We start from the raw sequence: 11,361 nt of genomic DNA, 5'->3' as shown, positions 1-11,361 counted from the left end.
GGCTTTGGTGTGTGGCTTGATAGAACCTGGTTTAGCCAGTACCTGACCACGTTCGATGTCTTCACGCTTGATACCACGCAGCAGAACACCAACGTTCTCACCAGCACGGCCTTCGTCCAGCAGTTTGCGGAACATTTCAACGCCAGTACAGGTAGACTTAACGGTGTCTTTGATACCCACGATTTCAACTTCTTCGCCAACTTTAACGATACCGCGCTCAACACGACCGGTAACAACGGTACCACGACCGGAGATGGAGAATACGTCTTCGATTGGCAGCAGGAACGGCTTGTCGATAGCACGCTCTGGTTCTGGGATGTAAGAATCCAGGTGACCAGCCAGCTCGATGATTTTAGCTTCCCACTCAGCTTCGCCTTCCAGTGCTTTCAGCGCTGAACCACGAACAACCGGCAGGTCATCACCAGGGAAGTCATAAGCAGACAGAAGTTCACGAACTTCCATTTCTACCAGTTCCAGCAGCTCTTCATCATCAACCATGTCGCATTTGTTCATGAATACGATGATGAAAGGAACGCCAACCTGACGACCCAGCAGGATGTGCTCACGGGTCTGAGGCATAGGGCCATCAGTCGCAGCAACAACCAGGATAGCGCCGTCCATCTGAGCAGCACCGGTGATCATGTTTTTAACGTAGTCGGCGTGCCCTGGGCAGTCAACGTGCGCGTAGTGACGAGTCGGGGTGTCATATTCAACGTGAGAAGTGTTGATGGTGATACCACGAGCTTTTTCTTCTGGCGCGTTATCGATCTGGTCGAAAGCACGTGCAGAACCGCCGTAGGTTTTAGCCAGAACGGTAGTGATTGCTGCAGTCAGGGTAGTTTTACCGTGGTCAACGTGGCCGATAGTACCAACGTTAACGTGCGGTTTGGAACGTTCAAATTTTTCTTTAGACACGGCTATATTCCTTACTCTTATGCTCTCCCCTCATGGAGAGAGCACTGATCAATGTGTTAAACCCGAAAGCTTATTTACCACGGGCTTCAATAACGGCCTGAGCGACGTTGTTCGGCGCATCATCGTACTTCAGGAACTCCATGGAGTAAGAAGCACGGCCTTTGGTCAGAGAACGCAGTTGAGTTGCGTAGCCGAACATCTCGGACAACGGAACTTCAGCGTGAATCTGAACGCCAGTAGCGTTGGATTCCTGACCTTTCAGTTGACCACGACGACGGCTAAGGTCACCGATGACGTCACCAGTGTTCTCTTCCGGCGTTTCAACTTCAACCTTCATGATTGGCTCAAGCAAAACAGGTTTCGCTTTCTTAAAGCCATCTTTAAAGGCGATAGAAGCGGCCAGTTTAAACGCCAATTCGGAGGAGTCAACATCGTGGTAAGAACCGAAATGCAGACGCACACCGAGATCAACTACCGGGTAACCGGCCAGTGGACCAGACTTAAGCTGCTCCTGGAGGCCTTTATCAATGGCACCGATGTATTCCGTTGGGATCACACCACCTTTAATGTCATTGATGAACTCGAAACCTTTCGGATTTGAGCCCGGCTCCAGTGGGTACATGTCGATCACAACGTGACCATACTGACCACGACCACCAGACTGCTTGGCGTGTTTACCTTCGATATCGGTAACTTTCGAACGAATCGCTTCACGGTAAGCAACCTGAGGTTTGCCCACGTTTGCTTCAACGTTGAATTCACGACGCATACGGTCAACCAGGATGTCCAGGTGAAGTTCACCCATACCTGCGATGATAGTCTGACCTGATTCTTCGTCAGTCCATACGCGGAATGATGGATCTTCCTTCGCCAGACGGCCCAGAGCCAGACCCATTTTTTCCTGGTCAGCTTTGGTTTTTGGTTCAACTGCAACGGAGATTACCGGCTCTGGGAACTCCATGCGCTCCAGAATGATCACGTTGTTCGGATCACACAGAGTGTCACCGGTAGTCACGTCTTTCAGGCCGATAGCTGCAGCGATGTCGCCTGCGCGAACTTCTTTGATCTCTTCACGCTTGTTAGCATGCATCTGAACGATACGGCCCAGACGTTCACGCTGAGATTTCACTGGGTTAAATACAGTGTCACCTGAGTTAACAAGACCGGAGTAAACACGGAAGAACGTCAGGTTACCCACGAATGGGTCAGTAGCGATTTTGAACGCCAGAGCAGAGAACGGCTCAGCATCGTCAGAACGACGAACTGCTGGAGTGTCTTTACCGTCATCCAAAATACCGTTGATTGCTTCAACGTCAGTTGGTGCTGGCAGATACTCAACAACAGCATCCAGCATTGCCTGTACGCCTTTGTTTTTAAACGCAGAACCACAGGTAACCAGGATGATTTCGTTTTTCAGAACGCGCTTACGCAGAGAAGCTTTGATCTCTTCTTCAGTCAGCTCTTCGCCACCAAAGAATTTCTCCATCAGCTCATCAGAACCTTCAGCAGCGGACTCAACCAGCTTCTGACGCCATTCTTCAGCCAGTTCTTGCATATCAGCCGGGATCTCTTCGTATTCGAAGGTCACGCCCTGATCGGCTTCGTTCCAGTTGATGGCTTTCATTTTCACCAGGTCAACAACACCGGTGAATTTCTCTTCTGCGCCGATAGCCAGCTGCAGAGGAACCGGAGTTGCGCCCAGACGTTTTTCAATCTGATCAACAACTTTCAGGAAGTTAGCACCCATGCGGTCCATTTTGTTAACGAACGCGATGCGTGGAACTTTATATTTGTTAGCCTGACGCCATACGGTTTCAGACTGTGGCTGAACGCCACCAACTGCACAGTAAACCATTACCGCGCCATCAAGAACACGCATGGAACGTTCTACTTCGATGGTGAAGTCAACGTGTCCTGGGGTGTCGATGATGTTGATGTGGTGTGCGTCGAACTGCTTGGCCATACCAGACCAGAAACAAGTAGTCGCAGCGGACGTGATGGTAATACCACGTTCCTGCTCCTGCTCCATCCAGTCCATGGTAGCAGCGCCGTCGTGCACTTCACCGATTTTGTGGTTTACACCGGTGTAGAACAAAACACGTTCGGTAGTGGTCGTTTTACCGGCGTCGATGTGGGCGCTGATACCGATGTTACGATAGCGCTCAATGGGTGTTTTACGAGCCATTTGATTCCTCTATTGCCTTAGGCGTTCAAGTTCAGTTAACCCAAGCGGGTTGGCTTCTTGAAGCGCCCGCTTGGTTAGCATAACTACTGCGTGGCAATTACCAGCGGTAGTGGGCGAACGCCTTGTTGGCTTCTGCCATACGGTGAACGTCTTCACGTTTCTTAACAGCAGAACCTTTGTTCTCAACTGCATCAGAAAGTTCGTTCGCCAAGCGCAGAGCCATGGATTTATCACCGCGTTTACGAGCAGCATCAACGATCCAGCGCATTGCCAGAGCATTACGACGGACCGGGCGGACTTCAACTGGTACCTGATAAGTAGAACCACCAACGCGGCGCGACTTAACTTCTACAGTCGGGCGAACGTTGTCGAGAGCTACTTCGAAAGCTTCCAGGTGATCTTTACCAGAACGCTGAGCCAGGGTTTCCAGCGCGGTATAGACGATTGCTTCTGCAGTAGATTTTTTACCATCTACCATCAGGATGTTTACAAATTTGGCCAACAGTTCGGATCCGAACTTAGGATCTGGAAGGATTTTACGTTGGCCGATTACGCGACGACGTGGCATGGAAATACTCCGTTGTTAATTCAGGATTGTCCAAAACTCTACGAGTTTATTTTGACATTAAAGTGAAAATGTTTGGCCTTACTTAACGGAGAACCATTAAGCCTTTGGCTTCTTCACGCCGTACTTGGAACGCGCTTGCTTACGGTCTTTAACACCGGAGCAGTCAAGTGCACCACGGACGGTGTGGTAACGCACACCTGGCAAGTCTTTTACACGACCGCCACGGATCAGGATCACGGAGTGTTCCTGCAGGTTATGACCTTCACCACCGATGTAGGAGGTAACTTCAAAACCGTTAGTCAAACGCACACGGCATACTTTACGCAGTGCGGAGTTTGGTTTCTTAGGAGTGGTGGTATATACGCGAGTACATACGCCACGTTTCTGCGGGCAAGCTTCCAGCGCTGGAACGTTGCTTTTAGCAGCCTTCACAGAGCGTGGTTTGCGTACCAGCTGATTAATTGTTGCCATTAAAAAGCTCCTGGTTTTTGCTTCGTTTGTTGCTTCGTAAACATATGATAAATCCCCCCGTATGCACTACAGGCAAAGTACGGGACGCAGAATTTTATGGCTGAGTAGTAGAGGTGTCAAGAAATATACAACATTACTCTCATCACCAAGACATTTGGCTGCAATGCTTTTCGGTTAATTCAACGAAGTGATTATAGCCGACGACGGTGATTTTGTGCGAAAAATAACCAATCAAGCCTCTGGCCTCCAGGTCATCTTGCAGCGCATAAAGGGATATGGGGGCATTAAGCAGCAATTCAAGATGCGCACTACCGGCCAGACCAGCCAGCACGCCATTCTGTAACAGCAGCAGGTCGTCGCTCGATGTAGTTAGCCGCAGCAGTGCAGGCAAATCGCATTGAGTGGGGGAACGGCTAAGGGTATACAGCATCAGAATTTCCTAAAAAGTCATCACCGCATCATAGCCGGCCAATAGCTGGCCCAGCGCGTCCGGTGCCAATACCTCGGCGTCCAGCACCCAGTCAGTCACCTGACTCAGACCGCGCTCCTGCAAGGATGCCTGGCACAGATAGCACCGTTCAACGTCATACAATGGCAGTACACCAAAGGTGGCGATATAATTACGCGCCAAAATTTTTTCCGGTTGCTGACCCGGCAATAGCTGCAGTACCCCATCGCCGATAAAAAACACGCCCAGATCTTCACTCAGCGCCGAGGTGGCCAGTAACGCATCAAGCCCTTCCCTGCCGCCGGCGTTGCCGTGAGGCCCCTGGGTAAAAACAAAAGCAACTCGTTTCATAAATTCTCTCAGAACTGCACCAGGCGGTCACTGCTCAGCGCAGCCTCGGCCAGTGAGCCCAACCCGCTGAGGATAAAACCCGGCTGGAGGTTTGCCGCAGGCAGCCCCTGTTGCGCCGCCTCCTGCTCATCGGTTACCCCACGTCGCAACGCGGCGGCAACGCAGACATTGAGCTCGATGCCATGCTGCTGCGCCAATTGTGCCCAGCCACGGACCAAATCAAACTCATCACCGGCGGGTGCAGTCAGTTGGTTGGCATTCAACACCCCTTCACGGTAAAAAAACACGCTGGATAGGCGGTGTCCTTTCGCCAAGAGAGCCAGAGCAAACTGATAGGCGCTACTGGCCTGCTGAGTGCCATATGCCGGGCCGGTGACCAAAAGGCAGTAATTCAGCATCAGCGCTCAGTTCCCAGCAGATCGCCGCTTTTGAACTGGCGGATGTACAGATAGACGGTGTGCTTGGAGATATTCAGACGATCCGCCACCTGATTAATCGCATCCTTGATATCAAAAATGCCCTTCTCATAGAGGTTCAGCACCACCTGACGATTTTTTGCATTGTTGGAAACATTGCGGTCGGCATTAACTTCTTCGATGGTGAACTCCAGCGTTTGTGCCACCAGATCGTCAACGGAGGACGCAAAGTTGACCGAAGGGGCCACTTCCTGGGTTTCCGGTGGCATAAAGGTCTGCATCACCTGCGAGAAAGGCACGTCGAGGTTCATGTTGATACACAGCAGGCCGATCACTCGCTGCTCGCGATTGCGGATGGCGATAGTCACCGACTTCATCAGCACACCGCTCTTGGCGCGAGTAAAATAGGCCTGCGATACGCTACTGTCATTGCCGGCCATATCGTGCAACATGCGCAGCGCCAGATCGGTAATCGGCGAACCGATTTGCCGCCCGGTATGCTCACCGTTGGCAATACGTACCGCCGAGCATTTCAAATCTTCCAGTGCGTGCAGCACGATCTCACAGTGCCCGCCGATCAACATCGCCAGGCCGTCAACTACTGCTTCGTAAGACTTCAAAATTTCATGATCCGTTTGGGTAAACGGACGTTCGTTCAGCAAATCAAGTTCGCTGGCTTCGCTGGATAAAAGCGAATTAGACATCGAAAATACCACCCTCAAAGATCGCCTGTGCCAGGGGGCGCAGCTAAAACTGCTCGTGCGGGTTCCCTTCCACAGGCGGCACACCCTTGTGATTACGCAGGGTGGCTGGCTGATATCAGTCTGAAACAGCACGATGTGCGTCCGCCGGCCTTGACGACCAGGAACAGTTTTAGGTACACGCCCTAAGGGGCAGGCGCATGACTTATAAGTCCGGACAATTAGTCTAGCAAAACAGCCAGAGTAAAGTCCTTGCGTTTGCGCGTGGTATTGACGTTAAGCCCGATGCCCGGCAGGCGTCAAGCGATCAGTGGGGGAGGAAGCGAAAGTTGCGCCTGATTTGGCAGGCTGAAATGAACACCGCCGCAAAGAATGTTCGCGGCGGTGTGGGGCTCAGGCAGACTTACTTCGCTTTGGCATCAGCCGCTGCATCAGCCGGTTTCTCAGCCTTGGCGTCCGCCTTCGGCGTGGCTTTCACATCCAGCAGCTCGACGTCGAACACCAGAGTGGAGTTAGCCGGAATACCCGGGACGCCAGTTTTACCGTAGGCCAGCGCCGGTGGGATAACCAGCTTGATTTTGCCGCCTTTCTTGATGTGTTTCAGGCCTTCAGTCCAGCCTGGGATCACACCGTCCAGACGGAATGACAGTGGCTCACCACGGGTGTAGGAGTTATCAAACTCGGTACCGTCGGTCAGGGTGCCTTTGTAGTTCACCACAACGGTATCGCTGTCTTTAGGTGCCGCGCCGGTACCTGGTTTCTCTACCTGATACAGCAGGCCAGACTCGGTTTTCTTCACGCCTTTTTCTTTAGCGAAGGTATCACGGTACTTGGTGCCTTTCGCTTCGTTATCTTTCGCGTCCTGCTCCATCTTCGCCTGAGCGGAAGCCTTCACGCGTGCTTCAAAGCTTTGCAGGGTTTTTTCGATATCTGCATCGTTCAGCTTGCTCTTGTTGGCAAAAGCGTCCTGAACGCCTGAGATCAACTGTTCTTTATCCAGCTTAATGCCCAGTTTTTCTTGCTCTTTCAGCGAGTTGTCCATGTAACGGCCAAGGGATGCACCCAATGCGTAGGCCGCTTGTTCGTCATCGTTCTTGAACTTGCCAGTGCTTGGTGCCGCGTCAGCAGCTTTAGCCGCTTCTGCTGGTTTAGCTGCATCAGCAGCCATAACCTGGGTCGCATTCAAAGCAAAAGCCATGGTGGTTGCCAGAAGCGTGACTTTAAACAAAGATTTCATCCATTTCTCCAGTGTCTGAAGCAATGCCCCAAACAATCATTAAGTAAGATAACCGGGCTACTATAGCTGTCCGAAACAAAACAAAACAGTCACACAGGTAACCAATCGAGTCAAAGTGTGACTCCAGCTTTAAACAGAAGTTTCCTTTAATGTGCTACCCGTATGATAAATCAGATTTTTCCATCATCCGACGCCCAACGATAACAAATCCGCCCGAGGTAAGCGCTCTATTTTTCAGCACTTTACACAGTGCTCTGAAGCGTTCGGTTATCACCCCCACGAAACGAGGTGAAATAGCGCAGCGCAAAGCCGGCGGCAGCTGTTAACATAACGTCAGATTCAGGATTAAACCGCGTCAGAGGTAGCACCATGCACAACGCCGATAACCACAGCCTGTTACTGCGGCTGGAAGAACTGGAGAGCCGCCAGGCCTTCCAAGAAGTCACCATCGAAGAGCTTAATCAGATCGTGGTGCAACACCAGTTTGAAATGCTGAAATTACAAGAGCACCTGCGCGTGCTGACCGATAAACTGCGTTCGAGCCAGACGTCGATGATCGCTTCGCAGTCGGAAGAAACTCCACCGCCACATTATTGATAAACAATAAAAAAGGCAGCCCCAGGGCCGCCCTTTTTTTGCCGTTACAGTATTGCGATTAGTGGCAACCGCAACCGCCGTTACCGCAACCGCCTTTCTTGGCTGGAGCCTGGTCGTGTGCATGGTCATGATCGTGGTCATGGCCATGACCGCCGCAGCAGCCTTCACCGTGTTCATGGTCGTGGTGATGATCGTGCTCGCCATGTACGTGGCCATGAGCCAGTTCTTCAGCGGTAGCTTCGCGGATCGCGACAACTTCCACGTTGAAGTTCAGGTTCTGACCCGCCAGCATGTGGTTACCGTCAACCACTACGTGGTCGCCGTCCACTTCGGTGATTTCGACCGGCACAGGGCCCTGATCGGTATCAGCCAGGAAGCGCATACCCACTTCCAACTCGTCAACGCCCATAAAGACGTCTTTCGGCACGCGCTGCACCAGGTTTTCGTCGTAGTTGCCGTACGCATCGTTAGCGCCAACATTCACGTCAAAACGATCGCCCGCTTCGTGGCCTTCGAGTGCTTTTTCCAGACCCGCAATCAGTGAACCATGCCCATGCAGATAGTCCAGCGGCGCACTCACCGGAGACTCATCAACCAACACACCGTCTTCTGTACGTACTTGGTAAGCCAGGCTGACCACCAAGTCTTTTGCTACTTTCATGATATCTCCTACCGTTGGATACTTGGACGCAACCGTCATGGGGGCCGCGCCTTAACCGGACAGATTGTATCGGAAATCTTTCCCGCTGTACCCTTCAGCATAAAAAATCGCGCCCAATAACGCTACTCCGGATGGAAAATACCGATCACCTGCTCCTGCGGCCGGACGTGCTTTTCCACCTGTTCTTCGGTCTGTCGCTGGTGATGGTCACACTTGACGCACTCCACCACTTCGACCTGGTCTTCCCGCCAAACTGCCAGCGTATCCATAGCCTTACAGCTCGGGCAGACAGCTCCGGCGATAAATCTTTTACGTGTTGCAGACATCTCAATGCTCCAAATTATTCGTATTCATCCCAGCCGTCGAACTGGCGACTCTCTTTTTGCATTTCTCGGTGGAAAAGTTCTTCCAACTCACGCCGCGCTTCTTTCACGCGGGAAATTTGCGCCACATCGCCGTGATGCGGCGGCATCAACTCACGCAGCATGCGCATGTCCAGCCGGCGGAAGTGCTGTTGCGCACGATAGGCCTGATGCGGATGCATGCCTAACTCCATCAGTGCCTTTCGCCCCAGCTCCAGCGCACTGGAGAAGGTTTCACGGCTGAACTGCTTGACCCCGGCCTGCAGCAATTCGTGAGCCTCCACACGACCACGTGCTCGCGCCAAAATGCTCAGATCGGGGAAATGCTGCTGGCACAGCCGCACAATTTCCATGGTGTCTTCCGGCTCATTACAGGTGATCACGATCGACCTGGCCTTCGCCGCACCGGCCGCTCGCAGCAGCTCCAGTTCGGTGGCGTCGCCGTAATAGACCTTGTAACCGTAGCGGCGCAGCACGCCAACGGCGCTGACATCGCGCTCCAATACGGTGATGCGCATCTTGTTGGCCATCAGCAACCGGCCGATCACCTGGCCAAAACGCCCGAAGCCAACAATAATCACCTGCGGGTCATCGTCCTCCACATACGGCGTCTCTTCGTCTTCATCCCTGGCGTTGTATCGCCGCACCAGAATACGGTCAATAATTTGCATCAACAGCGGCGTAGTCATCATCGACAAGGTCACCACCACCAGCAACAGCGCGAGTTGATCGGGCTGCAGCACCTTCTGCGTGCCCGCCGCCGAAAACAGTACGAAGGCAAACTCTCCGCCCTGGCTAAGCACGCCGGCAAACTGCAAACGCACCGAACTACGCAGGCCAAAAATACGCGACAACGAATACAGTACCCCTGACTTGATCGTCACCAGCAGCACCACTCCCAGCAGCACTTCGGCCAGATGGGTATAGAGTACGCCGATATTCAGCGCCATGCCCACCGAGATAAAGAACAACCCCAGCAGCAGCCCCTTGAACGGCTCGATTGAAATCTCCAGCTCATGGCGATATTCACTCTCCGCCAGCAACACGCCAGCGATAAAGGTGCCGAGCGCCATCGACAGGCCGAGCGCATCCATAAACAGCGCTGCCCCCAACACCACCAGCAGAGCGGCAGCGGTGAAGATTTCGCGTACCCCGGAAGAGGCGATATAGCGGAACAGTGGCCGCAACAGGAACCGCCCGCCAATCAGCATGCCGCCGAACGCCGCCACCTTGAGTGCAATTTGTGCCCAGTCGTCACTGCTGCCACCGGCCCCGGCAAGGATGGGGATCAACGCCAGCGCCGGGATCACCGCCATATCCTGGAATAGCAGCACCGAGAACCCCAGTTGGCCGCCCTCATTGCGGTTCATGCCTTTCTCGCGCATCAGCTGCAACGCCATGGCGGTTGACGACATCGCCAGCCCGATGCCGCCTATCACCGCGGCCTGCCAGGCAAAATGAGTCAGGTAAAGCAGGGCCCCCAGCACTGTGGCGGTAATCAGCACCTGCCCGGCACCGACGCCAAAGATTGAACGCCGCAACTCCCACAGCTTGCTGGGGTTCAGTTCCAGCCCGATGATAAACATCAGGAAAACCACGCCCAGTTCAGAGAAGTGCAGGATCTCATCGACATCGCGAATGAAGCCCAGCCCCCAGGGGCCGATGGCAATGCCGGCTATCAGGTAGCCCAATACCGCGCCAATACCCAGGCGGCGTGCAATCGGCACCGTGACCACCGCAGCGAACAGAAACAATAAAATTGCGGTCAGTAAAGTTGAGCCTTCCATGTTTACCTCCCTCCGTGTGGCAGCGGGTTGCGCAGCCAGTCGCCATACGCCGTGGCATGGCTTTCCAGCACCTCCGGCTTCTGCCGACGCGCCCAATACACCAGCATCGGCGTCAGCCAGTGCATATGGCACATGGCGGCGGTCAACTCAAACGGGCGCAAAATATCTTCTATCGGATAGCGGTTATAGCCGCCGGTACGGTAGGCTCCCTCCGGTTCACCGGTGGTGATCACCGAACGCCAGTACTTTCCCGTCAGCGCATTGCCCCCCATGCCGCTGGCAAAACCACGCGACAGCACGCGATCCAGCCATTCTTTCAGCAGAGCCGGGCAACTATAGGTATAGAGAGGATGTTGAAAAACAATGACCTGATGTTCACGCAGCAGTTGTTGTTCGTGGTGAATATCAATAAAAAAATCAGGATAGTGCGCGTATAAATCGTGCACGGTGACATGTTCCAACTGCTGTGCCGGTCGAAGCAAAACCCGATTCGCGACCGAGTCCTGGGATTCCGGATGGGCATACAGCAGCAAGACCTTCGGCGGCTGCGACATCATTCCCCTCCAAAGCGTCGTCAGGGTAGCGGTTTTCCGTTACCATGCTCCGCAAAGACTAATAATAGGACAGTCTGCGTCCTGTTAACTTAGAACTCACTCAATTTA

14 protein-coding genes are annotated in these 11,361 nt (G+C 53.2%); 1 reads left to right on the top strand and 13 read right to left on the bottom strand.

Annotated features, from left to right (window positions below):
* From tuf to fkpA, 9 genes are all read right to left on the bottom strand, one after another.
* On the bottom strand, positions 1 to 915 hold a 915-nt coding region (tuf, locus tag ACUTQ5_RS21395), incomplete at its 3' end, for an elongation factor Tu (protein WP_445652878.1).
* A 70-nt stretch (positions 916 to 985) separates the two neighbouring features.
* On the bottom strand, positions 986 to 3,100 hold the full coding sequence (fusA, locus tag ACUTQ5_RS21390; protein WP_445652877.1) for an elongation factor G: 2,115 nt from the start codon (positions 3,098 to 3,100) through the stop codon (positions 986 to 988).
* A 97-nt stretch (positions 3,101 to 3,197) separates the two neighbouring features.
* The gene (gene rpsG / locus ACUTQ5_RS21385; protein ID WP_012147229.1) at positions 3,198 to 3,668 is read right to left on the bottom strand and encodes a 30S ribosomal protein S7; all 471 of its coding nucleotides are present in this window, start codon (positions 3,666 to 3,668) and stop codon (positions 3,198 to 3,200) included.
* 96 nt (positions 3,669 to 3,764) lie between these two features.
* The gene (gene rpsL, locus ACUTQ5_RS21380; protein ID WP_004930426.1) at positions 3,765 to 4,139 is read right to left on the bottom strand and encodes a 30S ribosomal protein S12; all 375 of its coding nucleotides are present in this window, start codon (positions 4,137 to 4,139) and stop codon (positions 3,765 to 3,767) included.
* A gap of 142 nt (positions 4,140 to 4,281) precedes the next feature.
* Positions 4,282 to 4,569: a sulfurtransferase complex subunit TusB gene (gene tusB, locus ACUTQ5_RS21375; RefSeq protein WP_445652876.1), complete on the bottom strand. Its 288-nt coding sequence runs from the start codon at positions 4,567 to 4,569 to the stop codon at positions 4,282 to 4,284.
* Between the two features lie 9 nt (positions 4,570 to 4,578).
* Positions 4,579 to 4,938 (bottom strand): sulfurtransferase complex subunit TusC, encoded by a 360-nt coding sequence (tusC, locus tag ACUTQ5_RS21370; protein WP_012147231.1) that lies wholly within the window; start codon positions 4,936 to 4,938, stop codon positions 4,579 to 4,581.
* An 8-nt stretch (positions 4,939 to 4,946) separates the two neighbouring features.
* Positions 4,947 to 5,336: a sulfurtransferase complex subunit TusD gene (tusD, locus tag ACUTQ5_RS21365; RefSeq protein ID WP_445652875.1), complete on the bottom strand. Its 390-nt coding sequence runs from the start codon at positions 5,334 to 5,336 to the stop codon at positions 4,947 to 4,949.
* Complete coding sequence (locus ACUTQ5_RS21360) at positions 5,336 to 6,058, bottom strand: helix-turn-helix transcriptional regulator (protein WP_012147233.1); 723 nt, start codon at positions 6,056 to 6,058, stop codon at positions 5,336 to 5,338. Before ACUTQ5_RS21360 ends, tusD begins: the two co-directional genes overlap by 1 nt.
* A 400-nt stretch (positions 6,059 to 6,458) precedes the next feature.
* Positions 6,459 to 7,292 (bottom strand): FKBP-type peptidyl-prolyl cis-trans isomerase, encoded by an 834-nt coding sequence (fkpA, locus tag ACUTQ5_RS21355; protein WP_445652874.1) that lies wholly within the window; start codon positions 7,290 to 7,292, stop codon positions 6,459 to 6,461.
* A gap of 369 nt (positions 7,293 to 7,661) precedes the next feature.
* On the opposite strand from fkpA, the gene ACUTQ5_RS21350 reads away from it, so the two are divergent.
* Positions 7,662 to 7,889 (top strand): SlyX family protein, encoded by a 228-nt coding sequence (locus ACUTQ5_RS21350; RefSeq protein ID WP_012147235.1) that lies wholly within the window; start codon positions 7,662 to 7,664, stop codon positions 7,887 to 7,889.
* A gap of 58 nt (positions 7,890 to 7,947) precedes the next feature.
* On the opposite strand, the gene slyD is transcribed toward ACUTQ5_RS21350, so the two are convergent.
* The 4 genes from slyD to kefG form a co-directional block, all read right to left on the bottom strand.
* Complete coding sequence (gene slyD / locus ACUTQ5_RS21345) at positions 7,948 to 8,550, bottom strand: peptidylprolyl isomerase (RefSeq protein WP_012147236.1); 603 nt, start codon at positions 8,548 to 8,550, stop codon at positions 7,948 to 7,950.
* 122 nt (positions 8,551 to 8,672) lie between these two features.
* Positions 8,673 to 8,876: a YheV family putative zinc ribbon protein gene (locus ACUTQ5_RS21340; protein ID WP_445652873.1), complete on the bottom strand. Its 204-nt coding sequence runs from the start codon at positions 8,874 to 8,876 to the stop codon at positions 8,673 to 8,675.
* Positions 8,877 to 8,890: 14 nt separating this feature from the next.
* Positions 8,891 to 10,699 (bottom strand): glutathione-regulated potassium-efflux system protein KefB, encoded by a 1,809-nt coding sequence (gene kefB, locus ACUTQ5_RS21335; protein WP_445652872.1) that lies wholly within the window; start codon positions 10,697 to 10,699, stop codon positions 8,891 to 8,893.
* Positions 10,700 to 10,701: 2 nt separating this feature from the next.
* On the bottom strand, positions 10,702 to 11,253 hold the full coding sequence (gene kefG, locus ACUTQ5_RS21330; protein ID WP_445652883.1) for a glutathione-regulated potassium-efflux system ancillary protein KefG: 552 nt from the start codon (positions 11,251 to 11,253) through the stop codon (positions 10,702 to 10,704).
* Positions 11,254 to 11,361 lie beyond the last annotated feature (108 nt).

It is taken from the genome of Serratia sp. NA_112.1 (genome assembly GCF_052691715.1).
The sequence above is the reverse complement of the archived record's forward strand: the minus strand, read 5'-3'. Positions and strand labels throughout refer to the sequence as shown.